We start from the raw sequence: 18,817 nt of genomic DNA on the forward strand, positions 1-18,817 counted from the left end.
TCCAAGAAAGAGGCCATCCTGCACACGATCCGGAGGGATTAAGTTCTGGATCGTTTTTGCGCATGCACTACTGTAAGCGCGGAACCGCAGAATTGTTCCCGTCAAACACCGGCGTGCAGGGGTTCTCTGCCTTAACGACCGGCGTGTTTTCCGCGGACGTCAGCGGATTGACCCTCTGTTCCCTCGAGGACTACGCTCACCCACCAGGCCATCTCCCACGCATGCTGACGCAGCGCTCGTTGTGCTAAAGCCACCCAACCTTGCGGAAGCGCAGGAAGAGCACCACACAGAGGAAGACAATCACCCCGAGAACTGCGTAGTAGCCATAGAGCGTGTCAAGTTCGGGCATATGTTTGAAGTTCATGCCGTAGATGCCAGCAATAGCGGTCGGCACAGCGAGGATCGCAGCCCACGCAGCCAGCTGTCGCGTGATCGTTCCTTGTCTCTGTTGTTCGAGCAGATTACTGGCTTCAAACACGGATGTGATGACCTCGCGCAGACCGGCAACCATGCCTTCGACGCGTCTGATATGATCCAGCACGTCGCGGAAATATGGTCTGGCGTTATCGTCGACGCACGGGAGTTCCAGGTGAACCAATTTGCTGGCGACTTCCGACATCGGGCCGAGAATGCGTTGGAACAGGATGACCTGCCGCCGCAGCCGGAAAATCCGCCTGATTTCATCCCGCTCAAGAAAGGCCACAAGCATGTGTTTTTCCATGCCGAGAACCTTGTCCTCGATCGTCTGAACGATCGGCAGGTAGCCGTCGACAATGAAATCGATGACCGCGTGAAGGACATAGTCGGTCCCTCGCGCCAGCAATTGCGGCGATGCCTCGAGCTGTGCTCTCAACTCTGTGTGACTGCGTGCCGAGCCTTGCCGGACCGTGATGATGTGGTGTCTGCCGACAAAGATCGCCGTCTCGCCGTAGACGATCTTGTCCTTCTCCAGATGGGCCGTCTTGGCAATTACGAACAGTTGCTCGCCGTAGACCTCCACCTTGGCGATCTGATTTCCATTGAGCGCATCTTCAACGGCAAGTGGGTGAAGCCCGAACGCCGCGGCAACTGCCGTCATTTCCTCCGGCGTCGGGTCGTGAAGCCCGATCCAGGCGAACTCGCTTTCATCCATTACCAACGCTTGTCCGGAAAGCTCGAGCGTATCCGCACGCTTTCCGTTGCGATACAAATACGACGCGACGACGCTCATCAATTCGATCCATATTGCGGGGGGCCGGAAAAGGCCCGGTGAGATTAGTGCCTGAGACAGGTAACGGTGCGAGAAGAGTGGCGCTCCGGTCGGTTATTGGCAACAAAGCAACGAGATCCGACCTGCTTCCTACGCATCGGCATACCCACCGACTGCAGTAAGAGCAACTGCCTTCGTGCACACTCGACCGCGGTCGGCACGGCCAAACGCTGCTCACCCGTAGCGACATGGTGAGCCTCGGTTGCAGTAGAGTCTGTAGCCGGAAAAGACAGTGCGGGCTCTCGCCGATTGGATATGCGCTCGACGTTCAGTGAAGTCCGTCAGAGCACACTTGCGCGCCGAGCCCTGCCATCATCACCAGGCGCGCATCGAGCGACGCATGAAGCGCGCGATACATGTCCTCGATCGCCTCGAAATCCTTGATCGTCTCGAGATCCGCGTGACCGTCTTCCATCTCGTCGCCGACGGTTTGCGCCTTGACGCAAAGTTCCCCAACCCTTGACCACAGGTGCAGCGCTTCTGCCTTGGCAAGCTGCTCACGTGACAGGGCCTGCAGTACAACTTTTTCGACCGCCATGGCGATCTCTGCCTGCTCAAGGATTACGGCGCGCCAATCGGGCATTCGGACATCCTGTTCGGTTCCGATTTCGTAGCTCGCCATGCTGATCTTAAGGGCCGCCCTCACACAATTAACTTTGACATACCAGGGACAAGTACTGGCACGAGACGCGATATGGTGTGACGAAAACGTAATTTTGCTCACTGTCTCTGTTGGTCTATTCGTGTGTAGCGGGCGTGATCTTCGTTGCGAACTTTGGGAACGGCCAGGCGATGAGACGACGTACCATCATTCTTGGAGGAGGAGCCCTTCTGGCAGGAGCAAGCGTTGCTCTGCTGTCCGGCAGGAGCGGCGGCGGCGATGCGGTGTCGCGTGACAGCATCGACTGGACCGTCTCTGGGCTGCGAGCCGGCGGCACGGCTGGAGTGCCCGCTGACTTGCCCGATCCGGTGTTTCGCGAGCAACCCCAATGTCTCACCACCCTCGCGCAGACCCTCGGTCCCTGCCATACCAATGACGTTCCCATCCGACGCGACGTGACACAAGGCGTCAACGGACTGCCCACCCGCATCAGCTTGCGCCTTGTGCGGTCTGAGGATTGCAACCCGATAAAGAGTGCAGACGTCGAGATTTGGCATGCCGATACGCGCGGCGTTTATTCCGGGCGCGCGGCAGGGATGTGCAACGCGGACGATCAAGACGCCCGCAGCCTTTCATTTTTGCGTGGCAGGCAGATCAGCGACGCCGAGGGCCGTGTGAATTTTCTCAGCATTTATCCTGGCTGGTACAGTGGCCGTACCGTCCATGTCCATCTGCGTATCGTGATTGATGGCAGGGAGTTGCTGGTCACACAACTCCTGTTCGACGACGCGCTCAGCGATATCGTCTATCAAGGCCACCCCGATTACGCAGCGCGCCCGCAGCGCGATACGGTGAACGGCGGCGACAGCGTCTTTTCTGCGGCGGAGGCGTCGGGATTCATCTTCGACGTCGAACGGCTCGAAATCGGCATTCTGCAAGCAAGTTACACTATCGGTGTCGCAGGCGCGTAGATTGGCATTGCGGATCAATCGCCGCGGAACCCCCAAAAGGTCTGCGTTTCCCTCAGGTCAGGCGAGCCGGCCGACATCCTTCAAGATTGCGTAGAGTTCGGCCGCTGCTTCATTTTCGTCGCTTGCATCGAGCCAGATCGGTCCGATGGCAAGCTCGATGTCTTCTGCATACTTTTCGCCCATGACCAAGCTGACGGAATGCAGGCCGGCAGCCTCGGATGTCATTGGATTGACGGCGATATGAAAGAAGCCGTTTAGAGCATCTCCCGGCATTTCGTAGACACGGGCCAGATAGCCCTGAAAATCCTCCACGTCGTTGCGTTGCTCAAGCGCTGTGAGCAACGAAGGATGCAGAATCTCGACAGCGATGGGTTGTGGCTCCAGCCAACGAGTACCAGGCTCACCAACGGCCTCGACCTCTCCTTGCACCCCGGGTTCACTGAACATACGGTTTCTCCTCGCGACGAAGGTATGGCAGCGTGCGAACCCGGGCAGCGAACAACTGACCTCGTCGACGCGAGTGTCTTGCGGGCCCACAGCACACCGTGCCCACCGCCCGCGTCAACCGGCGCACTGTCCCTGTCGCATCGATGTGGATATGCCGAAGTGCTGCGTTTCAAGTTTGTCGGCATGAGCTGCCAGATCGGCGCTCAAGGCTCTTGCTTGCGCCGCTGTCAGGCCGAACTGAAGCGCGCTGACATTGTGCGATTCCGGCTCGTCTGTGAACTCAATCCGCAAGCCGATATCCGCATTCTCGCTTAACAGTACTGCGCTGTTCCAAGCAAGGACGGTAGACATCCTCACACATCCAGCGCCGTCTCTGTTCCAACCGTCCCAGGCCATGGAAGCCCCCACGTCTAATTGCGTGATTAAAGCAAATCAAAGACAAGTTGTCGATACACGGCACATACCTGGTTCGTAAGTGATCGGCACACTTGCGAAAAGGACCGAACCGCCAGCCTATCCGGCGCTCACGCGATTCATGCCGCCTTTTGCATTCACAACAGTTGGTGGGAAAATGGCGTGGCTATTACAACAAATGGCGGATGATCAGGCGGTGATGTGAAGTTGGTGCCAGGCCTCGCTCGGCTTGTGCCTCCAGCTATCGGCCTTTGCTAAATGAAGGGCTCACGCTCCATCGTCCATTCTTCGGGCGAATGGACTATCAAGCCGGCAGAAGACGGATCGTCGCCGCCGATCTTGTCGCGTCCAAAGAACTCCGGGCGTTCCTGAATGAGCTTCCGACAGACTGTAGCTTGCCGGATAGAAGTTTTACACTCACACAGGTCAATGCAGCGGCATTTGCAAGGCAATGCGCGCGAAATCGTGAGCTCTTAATTAATTGAATTTGCAGCGAAGTTTTACCAACAGGAAGTGAATTCAACATTTGCTTCCGTCACTCTTGCAATCGCCCGCATTGTGTCCGGTGGGTCAGATTGGCTGTTGGGGTGATTTATCAGCCCCAATACGCCGTTCTCGGGAAGCAAAGTATGCCATCTGCGCCGCCAGAACTCCTCGCCGCTGGCATTGTAGCACCCATTATGTCAAAGGCGTGGCTCTGAGCCGCGCGATATTGAGCCGGGTCCAACAGTGCTTCCGCGCAATATTGAACCGTGGTCAGAATGCCACAGATTTCGACCGGCGTCATAAGGACTTGCGTTACCCGGCGACCGAGGGTGCACCGAGCGGCGATCGCCAAATGCGCGATTAACGAAGGGAATATTGATCGAAGTCCGATCCGGTGTCGATGCCGAAGTAAACCGCTCCGCGATCCCCGTACGCAATTACAAGTTTGGAATCGGAAAGGTTTGGGAGACGGCGCCCGTGTGCACGCAACCCGCAACGGCGGTAGCTAGGCAAGATTCCGCAGACGACTGCGTCACGGCCAAGGCAATCGCCGAAGCTTTCTGGCGCGCACAAAGTGCCGCTGCTCAAGTTGACGAAGCGAAGTAGCCGGCCCGTACGGACTTCTCCAATGCCGGCACTTTTGCAAGCAATGCCGATCGCGTGCCACAGGTGCGGCGTAGCATTGCCGGCATGCACATCATGCCGATCTATTGGGATGGCACGTCTTTGCCAAAGCAAGAAATCGAAGAACAAAGCCAGCAATACGCACCCGGTACGATTGCTTCAGAGAAATCACGTCTGCGCCTGTGTCGCCTCCTCCAATCACCGCTCTGTGGAGCCAACGCCACGTCACAGCGCGTTCATCCTTGCCGTCCAACTGCAGGCTCGCCTCGCAACATTCCTCCGTCGCGGGCATTTTCGATGCTGTAATCGTCGTCATTTGTTGTGAGATCTACGGGCGCAGCACCCAGCTTCGCCGCTATATGGATCCAAATTTCGAGATTGCCTGCTCTCATGCCGCCAACCGGCAGATGGAGTGCGGCAACGCGCCGCAACATGATTGGGCACAAACAACTGGCATTGAAATGCCGCTCCGGACGCAGCACCTAACGCTATCGCCTGTGCGGTGCCCTTGGGTATACCTCCGATTGTCGCACCGATCACGGCTCCCACCCTGCGCCAGTCGCTACACCGAGAGGCATGGCGAACTAGCCCGCAACCGATTGACCGCTCTATCAGCCGCGTCGCGATCGTCGCCGCGCCGCTACGCCGGCGCCGCTTTCCTTGATGCCGTGTTCTTTTTGCGAAATAGCCGACCTCACATTTCTGACTACTTGCCGCCTGCCGGTGAGGGATGGTCGTTTCGTCTTGTCATCTCGCGTGAGAGACCCGTCCCTAAGGATGTGCGCACACGAGAACGCCAGGCTCCACCTCTCCGCAATAGCCCACACCTCGACCATGTCCTCCGGCCCGCCGTAACGCATATGCAGTCAAACCGAAGACGCGATGTTGTCAGCAGACAACGTCGCCAGCAAGCAGATCTCTGTAGCCCCCAAAAGCTTTGCCGATGGCAATCAACACAATTTCAGCGACAATCATGCTCCGCACACGATGATGTAGCCTGAGCAGTTTCCTCACCTTCAGTGGCCGTCTGTAATTGAAACAGCGATGTTGTCTGCAGACAACATCGCACGCGGTGCCACCCTTCGGCGCCAGCCACTGATGGAGCCATCGCGATGCCAAGCCGCAGCTCGCAATAATTCCAAGCCGTCGGCACCAACGCAAACGCGTGTGTGATCAGCACCCCACGGACCGCTCTGTCATTCGTCCACCGGGAAGACGCCGCCTTCTTGCATCAACAGCGTCGCGGCCTGATGGCAATGCCCGCAAGGCAACAATCACAGTGGCGCCGGCCGCACCTCGTAGACATGGGCGGCGGCCTATCGCCCGACCATTGTTGTCTGCTGACAACAATGAAGGCGCCGACGTTGATCCTCTACACTGCTATCTCCGGTTGTATCAATAGTACGAACAACCGACATTCGTTGTCCGCAGACAACAAATCCAGCATCAACGCCGATTTGGTCCGGACATTTTGCGCGACGGCCACACCGCCGCCCACAAGAACCGCAAGCACCTATGCACTGCACAGCGCCGCTCTCTTTGCAGAGGAAATCCGCGTGGCGGGTAGCTCAGGCGACAACGAACATGTCAGAACACTAAATTTGAAGCACCCTCTTCCCTTCTGCGCCCGATCGATTAGTTTTGATTGCGCAACAAACGCCGTGCGAACCCCTGGTTCCAAGGCTTACGAAGGGGAATGTTATGGCGACTGGTACCGTGAAGTGGTTTAACTCGACGAAGGGCTATGGCTTCATCCAACCCGACGATGGCGGTACAGACGTCTTCGTTCATGCATCCGCCGTTGAGCGGGCAGGGATGCGCGGCCTGAACGACGGCCAAAAGATCAGCTACGACCTGGTCGAAGACCGCAAATCAGGCAAGACATCGGCTGACAACCTGCGGACCTGACCCGACTCCTAGAGCAACCTCCCCATTGGCTGGCGGCGCTGGCCAATGGCGGACGGACATGCGAGAACTTGAGATCTGCGGACGGCATCCAAGATGCGCAAGACCGTTCCGAACGATGCATTCAACCGCACATCTTTGCCGAAGAACCAAGTCAAAGCGTCCAGACGCAATGAGGTGGCTCCCTTGGCGGCAATCGCCAACAAATCGCGGCCGCAGCCACTGCCTAGGCGATGAAAAATGCAGCCACTGCCGACCAGAAGCTTTGCGGACGCTCCGAAAGTAACCCACGGACCTGGCGCGCCGCGGCAGCCGCACTCACCGTCGTGCCGAAGTGACAGTAGCAGACGATGTCATGCAGTTCCTCGTCACAGATCTCAAAGAAGCGTTTCGCCTCACCATAGGTGTCGTTTTCCATGCCAGCCGCAAGCAGCACTGGATCGCGGAAGGCGACGGTTATCGGCGAGTAGTCACTACGCAGAGCATTTCGCTCGTCGCTAAACTGAAACTCAGTCTCGTGTAGCGTATCGAGGTGCCTGTGCCGAACCCCTTCCAACAACTCGGCCCAACGTTCCAGTCGCTGGCGGCGTGTCATCCCGCACGCACCGAAAATTGGCTCTATCTGCGCGATGGTCTGCAACTGCTCCAAGGTGTGATGCTTCATTGTCGCCTCCAATCAAACGACGTTGCGAAAGCCAGCCCAGCAGCAGCCTGTTCCTAGTCGTTGGCGCTGTCCAATCACGATGCTGGTGGCGGGCAATATCGTACGTCATATGGCGTGTTGCGGCGAAAATCCGCCCCTTTTGGATCTCGTCTTTCAAAAACCACGACGGAAGCATCACGATCTGGCAACGCGAAGGCGAGAGGAGATGCGGAGATACGTGCCGGGTCATGGCGTGATTGGACGTTTGGGATCAGGTGAACCGCACGTTGGGACCGGTTGCACAGCTTGCCCGCACTACCGACTGACCAATCGGCGAATGGACTCACGAACCGGACGCCCGAGATATCGGTTCTCCGAAAACCGCTGATCAACCCGTCGATCCACAGATCGCCGAATAGCTAGTCCGCGCTCGGCTTCCGGCCGGCCAGGATTGATCGAAACTAGCGGGGCCTGTCGGGGCGAGGGGGCTTCATGCTTCGACACGTGTGCTGCGCAAATCGTCCTCTTGAATCTCCAACCTGGCCGGCGCGGGAACGTTTCAACGCAACGTCGCAATCTTTCTGATCCGCCTATGCGTCTTAAGCTCCTGTTTTTGCGCATCCCTTGAACGGCCAAGCCACCGGACACTTTCGTGCAACATGCTGTGGCGAAAATCCGGGCCACCAGGTGCGACGCATGGGTTGAGTGTCCCTCAACGGCGGCGGCATCAGCGTCTGGTCAATTAGTCAACTTCGGGCATATGCATCAAAGTGCTATGACATAGCAACAACATGCTGGGCAAATCGCCTGCTGGCGATAGAGTCCCAAAACGTCCGGGATCCCAGTATGATCGCCCGGTTTCCTGTTCGCACGATGCGCCAGTTGATAACCTCTGGAGCCTGAGGATCTCGCAGTAACGAAAGCCAGTCGGGTCCCCGACAAGGTCTAAGCGCTCGGTAGCGCCCACCTCGGATAGGCCCGGGCTTTTCTACATCGGTAGACGAGATCGCCTAGCTCGTCCCTAGTGAAGAATCCCCTCGAACTACAGCCGGGCAATGCCCGCGTCCAATGGAAATGGCAGCCCCGCACTTCGCAAGCGGCCGATTTTTTTGGGCCGTGGCGAGGCAAACGTAGGCCCGCGAAACGGTATCTCAAGTGACTTCTGCCCGAAATCAACGGGCCCTCGCTACGCGCAACAATACAACCGTGCTGCATCGGCGTTTACGTGGCGGAAGTAAAGTATGATATCTATGCCGTTATGTGGTGCATTGAAAGCAAGTTCATATAGTTAGCAGTGCACACCCAATAACAGCGGCGCGCTCCTGTTAGGCAACCGGGGCAGATTTGTTGGCAATGCCGATTTGATGGTCAAGATCGCTACGCTGCGATCGTATCAGAGCGCCGTAAAGACGGCCGGCGTCCGTGGCGGAGGATGGGCAAGACGAACGCGGTCAGTCCCTGCGGGTTTGTTGAGGCCCGTGCGAACATAGTTTCGCGGCCAGGGCGGTTGATGATGGGCAGCCTGGGTACTTGTAGAGGGGAAGGGGAGTGGCGCTTAGACTTTTGCCGCGACCAGGGCGGCCAGCGGCGGAATAGCTTGGCCATCCCGGCTCGTCGTGCAGCAGCGGTGGAAGCCCCAATGGCGATGACTGACCCTTCAAAGCAGAGACTTGCGCACACCTGTCGGGACTGGTCGTGAGCAATACCGGGAGAACCAAATCGTATCTATGACTGGGTAACGAAACCTGTCGTTGGAGGTGGACCAAAATCGCCGGAAATCACTCGGATAAAATGTTGCTGGATTGCCTTTGCACTGGCCTTCGCTGATTTCGAAGTGACGTCCAAATCCGCGGCAAAGGGGTGTTGGGGATCGAAGACCAGCGCTTTTCTGCTTCTCTCTCTGGAGGCTCTTGCGTCAATCGACTTCAGTTGCTCACGGCGTGTGGGAGTGGAAACACGGCGCGCCAACTCGTCCTCATCGCAAAGCAATCTTATGGGAATGAGCGGCGCCGCACATTGCCGCGCCGCGCCGGCTATCTGTTCAAATGTGCGAATACTACCTTGGTTGCCTTGGACGAGGGCCTGCGTGAAGATGAAGTTTGCCGAAGGGGGGCTGTAGGCCACAATCGCATCCAGAACGACCTGTCGGATTCTTCCAGTGTATTCCGATATCCCGTTCGGGAGGGGCGTCATCCCGTCGTCGTCCAGGAGGCGGAATATTGGATTGTTGAACCAATGGTTATCAATGACTTTTGCAGAAACGAGGCTACGCAATTCGTTGGCAATTGTCAGTTTCCCGACGCCGGGGAAGCCCATTAGCAAAACGAAAACGCGCATTGCAGCATTAGCCTCGTAACGTTGTACCACGACAACAATAGGTTATTTCTCCAGTGTCGCAACGGCCGTCGTGCAACCAAAACTGCCCAGTTACCCTGTTAGTGTCCTTGCGCGAATTTTGGCGCCAGACTGGGTGAACCCTCCTTTCATTGGCCGGTGAAAGCGAAGGCCGTTGTTTGAAAGACTCGCGTTACGACAATCTAGATCTTCCCAACGGAATCGCACCATGCATGACCAACCCGGCCGGAAAGCACTTGGCCTCGTCGAGCCATTGGGCCGAATGACGGGATGTCGCTGGAAATGAGATCACCGCTATTCAACTGGCACTCGATCGAGCCGTCGGTGATAACGCGAGCAATATCGCCATTTCCCACACGCAGTGACATAACCGAGGCTGTCAACGGAACCGCTCGCCGAGACTGCTGCGCACTGTATACAGATGCTTGAGGTCGCATTTCACAACTGTGGCAAAATCGTCGGGCACCCGCATTCCCCATGAAGCAGCACCCAGATTTCGGAATCTGCGTTTGAACGACCAGGGGCGGAGTTCTTTGTTCGGCATATTTCAGCGCCTCCTGTTTGAAAGCGCCCGAATTAGCTACGAACAGGCGCGAACAATCTAGATATCCGGGCCACATGCTACCTGCGGTCTCAGGCGAAGCACCGGTCATGGTGCTAAAATGCCGCCCACAGGTTCTAGCAACCTGTCCCTCAACTCCGCCCGTTTCCCGGGAACCACCTGCACCCTTTCCCCGTTCCGGTCGTGCAAATGGAGTTCGCTATGTTGGGTGAAAGAAACTACCTGAAGCCAGAACGTCACGCCTCCGCCGGCATGCCCGTTGGTATATTACTCATCTCGGTCCTCGCACTTGCGGCCTATCTCCTTGTCGGAAGCTCGTTTGTTGGCAACAAGCCCTCAACCCCGACTGTCTACCTCCCGGTGGTGTCGCAGCAATCGAACTAACGCAATCCCTCTACCGAGAGACGAAAGAGGAGGAGGGGAGGTCGCGTGTTGTGGTGACGCCGACAGTCGAGGCCAGATCGCCGCAAACGGCGACCCGCTTGTCAACCTTTCGAAGTAACGGCCGGACCCTGGTGTGGCAAACACTGCCAGACCGATGGCGATCGCTGTCTCAGGCTAGGTGCAGTTCACAAGGGGAAGCTTCGAGCCGAGAGCAGTCTGCCCAACTGCAGCCCGGCTCACGACGCAGAAGCCAGATTGGATGTCGGCGCCCCGCGAAGCAGTGCCATCAGCATCGGCCCGAGCGAGAACTCTCCGCGCCGCGCCCGGTTTGTCAGATCTCTGAGATAACCGCCGGGCGAATTGATGTGTCCGGACCGCTCGTACATACAGGCCACCACGGATGCAGCCGTTGCCGGGCCCATCACCTCGCACGCCTCCTCATAAGCCGACGGGCTGACGGCAAGCATCGAGCGGACGGTCACCGCGGCCATCATCAGGTCGCGCCAACTGGAAACCACGCCGTCCGGGCCGAACGGTTTGATTTCGGGGCAGGCTCGCAAAACCATCTCCAACGGGAATGGCTGTACCCCCTTCGGCTTTCCTCCGGTTTCCGCCCGCGGCTTTTCGCCCTGCTCTTTTTCAGAGCGAGGTTCAAGTTCATGGAAGGATTCGGGTTTTGAATTCTGTATGTGCCGCTCAGATAGACCACCATTGGTAGCCATATTTTCGGAAATCGCGTTATCATCCAGCATGTTGACGACTTCTTCGTGCAAAAGCGTCATCTCGTCGGCAATGGCCAGCAAATCCTTGAGGCTTGGGCGGCGTGGAATTCGCGCAATCAGCGCGACAAACATGTCTTCGGCATGCCCCCAATCGCCGGATGCCCCCTCCTCGATCGCGGCAGTAATCAGCTTGCGAATATCCCGGCGGCACAATGAGACACGCTCCTTGGCGATCAGGAACCGCCGGCGTTCTGCCGCAACTTCCTGGGCCAGGCCTGCCAGTTCTTCCGAGCGGGCCAAAAGCGGGGCGAGATCAAAGCCGTAGGCCTCCTCTATGCCGCCTTCGCCGTCCTTGCGTGCATATCTCTTGCCATTGGGGCTGTCCTTGCGCGAAACCAGGCCAGCCTCGACCAATGCAGCAAGGCAGCGGCGCAGCGTGCTGCCGGCGATGCCATTGGCGCGATGGGTCAGCTGGGCGTTCGACGGGAACACGACGAGGTCATTGCCCTCAGCCAGTTCGCCCTGCGGATAGAATGACAGAAGTGCATTCAGCACAGCCAGAGCGCGGTCCTGGACGCCGAGAAGCGTCCGTGCCTCGCATACGTCGCGAAGCACCTTCCACTTGTCGACCGTTTTTCCGGCTTTGATGCCGGACGATCTGATTTGCCCCTTCACCAGGGCAAGCGACATCGGCCGCCGCCCGAATGGCGTCGTTACGGATAACCTGTCCATTTCAGCCTTACCTTCTTTCAGGCAAAGGAATGCCAGTCACCGAAACGGCGCCAAATCTCCGAAGAGAGTCTTGACTGTGAATCCCGGAAGTGCGAATCTCGAAATCGCCAAATGACGAGAAAGGGCCTTCAGAGACGGTGTTTCGGGGGCCTTTTTTCTTTTTGCCGTGTTGCTCCTCGATATTTTCAGTCTTCAGGACGGCGCCCTATTCGGCGCTGCTCTGCGTTTTCTCCAGCGCCGCCTCGTAAGCTTCAAACAACTCGGGCAATTTCGCCGTCAGATAATCTGCAAATCCGTCATGCCGATCGCGCCGGATCGACAGGCGCCATTGCTTGTCAGTCGTGGCCACTTTTCCGATCTCCGCACCCGATCCACTAGTGACAGTCTCAGGTGCAAGCCCAGCGGCTTGCCCTTTTTCGGACTTTGTCGCGGCCGCAAAGGCCAGCATAAAGCGGTCATCCGTTTCCCGTGTCGTAAAGCCGGCTTTGGTTGCAACCGCCAAGGCGCGCTTCAATGCCGGCTCGTTGCCGATCGCATCAACCAGTGACTGCCAGCGGCCTCGACCGATTTTCGGTGCCCGCCCGATGGCGTCCACAAGTTCGCGCGGCAATGCGCGTGCGACAGCGACCAGCTTGGAAACTTCAGCCCGGTCGACAGAAAGTGCCGACTGGATCAGCGCACGGGCAAAGCCGGCATCCTCCAAACGGCAAGCAAATACCGCGCGTTCGATGAAGCTCAGATCTTCGCGGGCGGAGTTCTCCACACCTTGCGCCACGACTAGATCTTCATCGCTCAGCGAGCGCACATAGGCCTTGACGGGAATGCCGAGCGCACGAGCGGCGCGAATGCGCCGATGTCCGTAGGCGCTTTGGTAGCGACCGGATAAAGAAGGATGCTCGCGGAGGAGGACGGGAATTTCCTGTCCTCTTTCCCGGATCGAAGTTATCAGTGCCTCGAAACTGGCTGGGTCCTGCTCGCTGAAGCGATCGGCCAAAGGCGAGGGATCGATCAGGGTGGGATCGATCTCCACGGCGAGCTGGCCCGACGCGAGCTTTGCGCGAAGAACTTCATACTCCTTCTCGACGTCCGAAAAGGTGTCCTTGAGCGAGCGGACTGCGCCGGAACTCATACGCGGCAGCGCCGGCCGCTTGATGTCACCATCAACGGAGTGCTCGCTCTGGCCGGAAAACATCGAGCGAATGGACTGGGTGCGTTTGCTCAATGGAGGGACCTCCTCGTTACAGGCGAGGCGTTGTCTGTAGACAACATTCCCCGCCCAAGGGGAAAGAGTACTGGCACGGAATGGGAGCAATCACTCATCGCTGCCATACCTTCGAAATCAGGTCGATCACCTCGGTGTTGACCGCATTGACGGATTCCATGGCTCGGTCATAAACGGACCGTCCGACGGCGCCTTTCGACAATTCGAACAGCGACTGCTTGGTAAGGCCGGCATTGGCAATGGCCGTCGACTTCCATGCCGTAGCCCTGAGGACATCGCTTCCAAAGAGGTCGCGCAACAGTCCGACGATCTCCTGCTCGGGCACGTCGCGCGGATCGTGCCTGGTCACGACGAATTTCATGAAATCGTAATTCAGATGCGCGCCGGCATCCTCGATCACCGCGATGAGATCGGCTGTCATCAACAGGAACTGGCTCATCGATGCGACATCGACCATCTGCGGGTGGATCGTCACCAGCATGCCGGTTGCCGCATTGAGGGCGCCCATGGTCAGGAAGCCGAGTTGCGGCGGGCAGTCGATGACAACGACGTCATAGTCCGCCTCGACTTCATCGATGGCGGCAGCGACGCGGCGAAAGAACAGATCCTCGGGTCCGGATCGCTTGCCCATTGCACGGGGGGTTTCATGCTCGAACTCCATCAGCTCGAGATTGCCCGGGACGAGGTCTATGCCCTCGAAATAGGTCGATCGGATCACCGAACGCATGTTGACCCGCTCCTCATCGTAGCGGATCGCGCCGTAGAGGGTGGTGTTTTCGGCAATGTCGAATTCCGGCTGGTAACCGAACATGGCAGACAGCGACGCCTGGGGATCGAGGTCGATCGCCAGAACGCGGTAACCCTGCAACGCCAGCCCCTGTGCGAGGTATAGCGACGACGTCGTCTTGGCTGAGCCGCCCTTGAAGTTGGCGACGCTGATGATCTGGAGCTTGTCTCCTTCGCGGCGGCGCGGCCAGAACTTCAAGGCTTCCTTTGGGCGTGCTTCGGCAAGATAGGCGCGAAGCTCGTTGATCTGGCGCAGTGTGTAGGAACGGCGACCAGCGGTGCCCAGTTCCGGCATCGGCCCGAGGCCGTCCAAGGACAATTGCCTGAGATAACCGTCCGATACACCAACGATCTGCGCGACCTCTCCTGAGGTAAACGACCTCAGGCTCTTCATCGCCTTCGGCGGAAAAGCAATTTCACCGACGGCCCGCAGACGGTCCGAAAGCGCGGTCGCCTGGCGTGTGATACGCTCGGAAGTCGTCTCGTTTTCAACCTGGGGATTCGCGGGCTTCAACATCGGGGTCTCTTCAAAACGGTTTCTTCGCGTCTGACGCATTGTTTCCGTCTGGAAGTAGAGACACGATTCGATGTCGGCAGACAAGCCGCTTTAGGGATAACAAGAACTTAGCGGTTGCAGCGGAAACGGCATCTCACTGCCTTATCCTTGACGCTTTTCGTATATTTATCAACATGTTGGCATCATCTTTCCGTCCGGAGGCGCCTTGCTTTTGCTGGCTCTTCACATGGCGTTGTCAACCGTTTCTTACACTGACCGACACTGGTAACAGGGCAAAACGGCAGCATCGCCGCCCCGGTGGCTTCTTTTTATGCTGCGGGATCAATTGATTCGGACGGAGCCGGAGGAGGGGCATGGGTTGCGCGCGACTGCGAGGTCGCTGCTCCTCTACGCGGATGTCTTCTGCCGGATAGCGGCGAACTCACCTGATCTGGCAGTTGCGTCCGCCTGACCAATCGGTATCGTTTGAACGCGATTCGTCGCTTGGAGGATCTATGCGTCAGCAGACAAAGCCGTTCATCGTTGAGATAAAGCCGTCCCGCAAGGCGAAGGCCGACAACCAAAAGACATCGATCTGGGGGAAACTGGATCTGAGCCTCGAAGCCGATCTGCAAGCAGAGCCCGTTTCGGCAGAGGAGCCAGTCGTCGAGGCCGGTCGGCCCTAGACGATCCAGCGCGTGATTGCCGATTGCAAGCTGGCCAAAGGTTTGTAGGCCCGACGCCTCTCTAAGTAAAACAAGCGGCGAGATCGCGTGCAACCGAGCGACATGGGCGCCAAGGCGCACGAGGCAACCACGCTGGTCAAGGCGTGGCTCGAAGCTATGTCAGTTCAAGACTTTGACCGACAAAAGTCGAAATCATAAATCGCGCCCCGACGCAGTTCTCCGAACATGGCTCTGCGCATACTTCGCTTCAGTCGATCAGCTGATCGACGTTGGCGACGCATTTCCCGAATAAGAAAACCCTCCGCGACGCAGCCAATTCATCCCAGCGCGGCTCTATCTTTGGGCTGCGCGCCAGCAATCATCAGCCTTCCGGTGGCCTTAAGCGGGATCAAGCGGGTGTCAGGTGGAATGGGCCATCGCCGTGCGCGAACGGCAACGGGCTTTTGCGCAAACCGGACGCGCCGATTGATCGCGCAGGCCGAAAATCTTGGCAAAAAAAATGGGCCTACGGAAAACCGCGGCCCATGAAGTGTGAAGGTCATAAAACCTCCAGAGGGGAACAGCTGCTGCGGCGGCACTGGGAGGAGAAGCCGCCATGTGCATCAGCTGTGAGCGTTATGATCGTTTTTTGATCACTTGGAAAACATTTTTTGTGCAATGCAGCTATGCGTATGCTGCGCTGCTCGTCCGTTCCAGGACAAGCGAGCAATTGCTGCGAAGCGCTCCCTTGGCTGACCGGCACTTAAAAGCTGCAAGCGGTTAAGCAGCGCATTGAATGAGCAGAACCGGTGCAGAAAGGGAGCTCAAGGAGGATTGTCAGTTCGGCAATTCCGCGCCGCTGGATGGGGCGGGCCATTGGCCTAGAAGACGAGATTGTGGCGTAAAGCACGCTGGCCGCAACGTTGGCTATTCGTTTTCCCCACGAGAGTGGTTCACCGCTTCCTGGCTTCTCGCCGCCACACTCGAATACATCCCGGTCGTACGGAACTCGGTGGGGCTCGCACCAAAATAGCGTCGAAACACTTTGGCGAAATAGTTCGGGTCTTCGAAGCCGGACATGATCGACACTTCCTTGACCGAGAGATGTGCCGCCTTTGTCAGGAGTTTCGTTGCCCGCTGCAATCGCTTGCGCAGCACGAACTCCGCGGGCGGCATGCCTTCGCTGGCGGCAAAGACGCGCGAAAAATGTGCCCGGCTGAGCCCGGAGACTTCGGCCAGCGTCTCGACGGGAAGGGGATGCGCAAGGTTCGCCATGATATGTTGAATGACATGCTGCATTGTCCGGTATTCCTGGCTGAATACGGGATGGGCGCCGAAGACGTCGTCATAGAGTGCCATTGCGGCCTCGTAGGCGATTGCCGATGCGCTGCCCGGCGCTTCGCCGCCACCTGAAATCAGCCGCAGACTGCAGTCTGCCAGGTGCTCGATCGTCTCGGGCTTCAGGTTCAGGACTGGTCCGGTTGTCGAAAGAATGGCCTTGTGGATGCGCAGTGCCTCTTCGCCGTTCATCGATATCCAGAAGAACTCCCAACGACCATTCTGCTCGAGCCAGTAGCGGTGGTTGTGCGGCACCAGCAAGAGCAGCGTCTCGCCCTCGCGCACACGGTGGTTGCGCGCCTCGTAGCGCAGGTTTCCCGCGCCCGAGATCGTATACTGCAGCACGGTAAACGGTGTCTGTCCCCGCTTGCGACCATCCCAATCGTAACTTCCATCCGTGCGGATCTCATAACCCGTGCTGGTCGGCATGGTGTGCAGGCTGTGACGCCCGCGCGGCAGCGAGACCGTCTTCATGGCAGGGCCATTCTCGATCAGCCGTTTCAGCATAGAATTACCCATGAAAGCACAATACCTCTCTGGCGACTCCAAGCATTATACGCATAATGCCCTCCAACAAAGCAAGACGGCCGATTTCAGGCGGAGCGAGGGGAGTAAACCGGGAGGGGAACCGCGCTTTGGCGAAACCTTGTCGGCGCACCAATTTTACCCAGACTGCCTTTATTTGGTCGAACGAACAGCGACGAGGACAGCATGAGTAACTTCAAGATTGCCATCATCGGCGCCGGCAGCGTCGGTTTCACCAAGAAGCTCTTTACCGATATTCTCTGCATTCCGGAGTTCCACGATGTCGAGTTCGCGCTCACCGACGTCAGCGCGCACAACCTCGACATGATCAAGTCAATCCTCGACAAGATCGTCGAAGCCAACAACTTGCCGACCAGGGTCACCGCATCGACCGACCGCCGCGAAGCGATCGCAGGCGCCCGCTATATCATCAGCTGCGTGCGGGTCGGCGGGCTCAGCGCCTATGCGGATGATATCCGTATCCCGCTCAAATACGGCGTCGACCAGTGCGTCGGCGATACGATCTGCGCCGGCGGCATTCTCTATGGCCAGCGCAACATTCCGGTCATCCTCGATTTCTGCAAGGATATCCGTGAACTGGCCGAGCCGGGCGCGAAGTTCCTCAATTATGCCAACCCGATGGCGATGAACACCTGGGCGGCGATCGAGTACGGCAAGGTCGACACGGTCGGGCTTTGCCACGGCGTCCAGCATGGCGGCGAGCAGATCGCCGAAATCCTCGGCGCCGGGGAAGGCGAGCTCGACTTCATCTGCTCCGGCATCAATCACCAGACGTGGTTCGTCGACATCAGGCTGCGCGGTCGCAAGATCGGCAAGGATGAACTCGTCGCCGCCTTCGAGGCCCATCCGGTCTTCTCGAAGCAGGAAAAGCTCCGGATCGACGTGCTGAGGCGCTTCGGGGTCTATTCCACCGAGAGCAACGGCCACCTCTCCGAATACCTTCCCTGGTATCGCAAGCGTCCGGAGGAGATCACCCGCTGGATCGACATGTCGGACTGGATCCATGGCGAAACCGGCGGCTACCTCCGCTATTCGACGGAAACCCGCAACTGGTTCGAAACCGAGTTCCCGCAGTTCCTGGAGGATGCCCGGCGTCCGATCGATGCGACGAAGCGCTCGAACGAGCACGCCAGCCACATCCTGGAGGCTCTGGAGACGGCGCGCGTCTATCGCGGCCATTTCAACGTCAAGAATACCGGCGTCATTACCAATCTGCCTGCCGATGCAATCATCGAGTCTCCCGGCTTCGTCGATCGCTTCGGCATCAACATGGTCTCGGGCATCACGCTTCCCGAGGCCTGCGCCGCCACCTGCCTGTCCTCGATCAATGTCCAGCGCATGTCGGTGCATGCTGCCATTTCCGGCGATCTCGATCTGCTCAAGCTGGCGATGCTGCACGATCCGCTGGTTGGCGCCATCTGTACGCCAGAGGAGGTCTGGCAGATGGTCGACGAGATGGTGGTCGCGCAAGCCAACTGGCTACCGCAATACGCCCACGCGATCGACGGTGCCAGAGAGCGCCTGAGCCGGGCGACCGTCAAGACCCGCGATTGGAACGGCGCGGCGCGACGCCAGGTACGTTCGGTGGACGAGATCCGCGCCGAGCGACAGGCGACCAAAGCCCGCGCCGCCGGTTGACGGCCGGCGGGGCCACCGCGTGAGGAGACGC

Annotated in this window: 14 protein-coding genes; 4 read left to right on the forward strand and 10 right to left on the reverse strand. The window is 58.3% G+C overall.

What is annotated here, in order from left to right:
- Window positions 1-244: 244 nt before the first annotated feature.
- Both IB264_RS22505 and IB264_RS22510 read right to left on the reverse strand, forming a co-directional pair.
- On the reverse strand, window positions 245-1,210 hold the full coding sequence (locus tag IB264_RS22505) for a magnesium and cobalt transport protein CorA (RefSeq protein ID WP_192434144.1): 966 nt from the start codon (window positions 1,208-1,210) through the stop codon (window positions 245-247).
- A gap of 307 nt (window positions 1,211-1,517) precedes the next feature.
- Window positions 1,518-1,832, reverse strand: a complete 315-nt coding sequence (locus IB264_RS22510) for a hypothetical protein (protein WP_192434146.1) — start codon at window positions 1,830-1,832, stop codon at window positions 1,518-1,520.
- A 209-nt stretch (window positions 1,833-2,041) separates the two neighbouring features.
- Here IB264_RS22510 and IB264_RS22515 point away from each other — a divergent pair, with 209 nt between their 5' ends.
- Window positions 2,042-2,821 carry a protocatechuate 3,4-dioxygenase gene (locus tag IB264_RS22515; protein ID WP_192434148.1) on the forward strand — a complete coding sequence of 260 codons (780 nt, stop codon included), beginning with the start codon at window positions 2,042-2,044 and terminating at the stop codon, window positions 2,819-2,821.
- Window positions 2,822-2,878: 57 nt separating this feature from the next.
- Here the strand turns inward: IB264_RS22515 and IB264_RS22520 are convergent, their stop codons facing one another.
- Window positions 2,879-3,268, reverse strand: coding sequence for a hypothetical protein (locus IB264_RS22520; protein WP_192434150.1), 390 nt, complete (start codon window positions 3,266-3,268; stop codon window positions 2,879-2,881).
- A gap of 114 nt (window positions 3,269-3,382) precedes the next feature.
- Complete coding sequence (locus tag IB264_RS22525) at window positions 3,383-3,619, reverse strand: hypothetical protein (RefSeq protein ID WP_192434152.1); 237 nt, start codon at window positions 3,617-3,619, stop codon at window positions 3,383-3,385.
- Between the two features lie 2,874 nt (window positions 3,620-6,493).
- Here IB264_RS22525 and IB264_RS22530 point away from each other — a divergent pair.
- The gene (locus IB264_RS22530; RefSeq protein ID WP_025431283.1) at window positions 6,494-6,700 is read left to right on the forward strand and encodes a cold-shock protein; all 207 of its coding nucleotides are present in this window, start codon (window positions 6,494-6,496) and stop codon (window positions 6,698-6,700) included.
- 223 nt (window positions 6,701-6,923) lie between these two features.
- Here IB264_RS22530 and IB264_RS22535 read toward each other — a convergent pair whose 3' ends face one another.
- From IB264_RS22535 to repA, 5 genes are all read right to left on the reverse strand, one after another.
- Entirely contained in the window at window positions 6,924-7,361 is a 438-nt protein-coding gene (locus IB264_RS22535; protein WP_192434153.1) for a hypothetical protein, read from the reverse strand.
- Window positions 7,362-9,065: 1,704 nt separating this feature from the next.
- Window positions 9,066-9,677, reverse strand: coding sequence for a chloramphenicol phosphotransferase (locus IB264_RS22540; RefSeq protein ID WP_192434154.1), 612 nt, complete (start codon window positions 9,675-9,677; stop codon window positions 9,066-9,068).
- Between the two features lie 1,200 nt (window positions 9,678-10,877).
- Window positions 10,878-12,095 (reverse strand): plasmid replication protein RepC, encoded by a 1,218-nt coding sequence (gene repC, locus IB264_RS22545; RefSeq protein ID WP_192434155.1) that lies wholly within the window; start codon window positions 12,093-12,095, stop codon window positions 10,878-10,880.
- Window positions 12,096-12,300: 205 nt separating this feature from the next.
- On the reverse strand, window positions 12,301-13,317 hold the full coding sequence (gene repB, locus IB264_RS22550; protein ID WP_025431290.1) for a plasmid partitioning protein RepB: 1,017 nt from the start codon (window positions 13,315-13,317) through the stop codon (window positions 12,301-12,303).
- Window positions 13,318-13,411: 94 nt separating this feature from the next.
- Window positions 13,412-14,620 (reverse strand): plasmid partitioning protein RepA, encoded by a 1,209-nt coding sequence (repA, locus tag IB264_RS22555; RefSeq protein ID WP_025431291.1) that lies wholly within the window; start codon window positions 14,618-14,620, stop codon window positions 13,412-13,414.
- Window positions 14,621-15,114: 494 nt separating this feature from the next.
- Here repA and IB264_RS22560 point away from each other — a divergent pair, with 494 nt between their 5' ends.
- Window positions 15,115-15,285 (forward strand): hypothetical protein, encoded by a 171-nt coding sequence (locus tag IB264_RS22560; protein ID WP_167578365.1) that lies wholly within the window; start codon window positions 15,115-15,117, stop codon window positions 15,283-15,285.
- Window positions 15,286-16,191: 906 nt separating this feature from the next.
- Here the strand turns inward: IB264_RS22560 and IB264_RS22565 are convergent.
- Window positions 16,192-17,121: an AraC family transcriptional regulator gene (locus tag IB264_RS22565; RefSeq protein ID WP_192434156.1), complete on the reverse strand. Its 930-nt coding sequence runs from the start codon at window positions 17,119-17,121 to the stop codon at window positions 16,192-16,194.
- Between the two features lie 192 nt (window positions 17,122-17,313).
- Between IB264_RS22565 and IB264_RS22570 the strand changes: the two genes are divergently transcribed.
- On the forward strand, window positions 17,314-18,786 hold the full coding sequence (locus tag IB264_RS22570; protein ID WP_192434157.1) for an alpha-glucosidase/alpha-galactosidase: 1,473 nt from the start codon (window positions 17,314-17,316) through the stop codon (window positions 18,784-18,786).
- The last annotated feature ends 31 nt before the right edge of the window (window positions 18,787-18,817 follow it).

This window comes from Ensifer sp. ENS11, from assembly GCF_014851895.1.
Lineage (GTDB): Bacteria > Pseudomonadota > Alphaproteobacteria > Rhizobiales > Rhizobiaceae > Ensifer > Ensifer canadensis.

Coding starts and splice junctions, on each gene's coding strand:
- IB264_RS22505 (WP_192434144.1), bottom strand. CDS start 1,210: ATGAGCGTCGTCGCGTCGTATTTGTATCGCAACGGAAAGCGTGCGGAT.
- IB264_RS22510 (WP_192434146.1), bottom strand. CDS start 1,832: ATGCCCGATTGGCGCGCCGTAATCCTTGAGCAGGCAGAGATCGCCATG.
- IB264_RS22515 (WP_192434148.1), top strand. CDS start 2,042: ATGAGACGACGTACCATCATTCTTGGAGGAGGAGCCCTTCTGGCAGGA.
- IB264_RS22520 (WP_192434150.1), bottom strand. CDS start 3,268: ATGTTCAGTGAACCCGGGGTGCAAGGAGAGGTCGAGGCCGTTGGTGAG.
- IB264_RS22525 (WP_192434152.1), bottom strand. CDS start 3,619: ATGTCTACCGTCCTTGCTTGGAACAGCGCAGTACTGTTAAGCGAGAAT.
- IB264_RS22530 (WP_025431283.1), top strand. CDS start 6,494: ATGGCGACTGGTACCGTGAAGTGGTTTAACTCGACGAAGGGCTATGGC.
- IB264_RS22535 (WP_192434153.1), bottom strand. CDS start 7,361: ATGAAGCATCACACCTTGGAGCAGTTGCAGACCATCGCGCAGATAGAG.
- IB264_RS22540 (WP_192434154.1), bottom strand. CDS start 9,677: ATGCGCGTTTTCGTTTTGCTAATGGGCTTCCCCGGCGTCGGGAAACTG.
- repC (WP_192434155.1), bottom strand. CDS start 12,095: ATGGACAGGTTATCCGTAACGACGCCATTCGGGCGGCGGCCGATGTCG.
- repA (WP_025431291.1), bottom strand. CDS start 14,620: ATGTTGAAGCCCGCGAATCCCCAGGTTGAAAACGAGACGACTTCCGAG.
- IB264_RS22560 (WP_167578365.1), top strand. CDS start 15,115: ATGCGTCAGCAGACAAAGCCGTTCATCGTTGAGATAAAGCCGTCCCGC.
- IB264_RS22565 (WP_192434156.1), bottom strand. CDS start 17,121: ATGGGTAATTCTATGCTGAAACGGCTGATCGAGAATGGCCCTGCCATG.
- IB264_RS22570 (WP_192434157.1), top strand. CDS start 17,314: ATGAGTAACTTCAAGATTGCCATCATCGGCGCCGGCAGCGTCGGTTTC.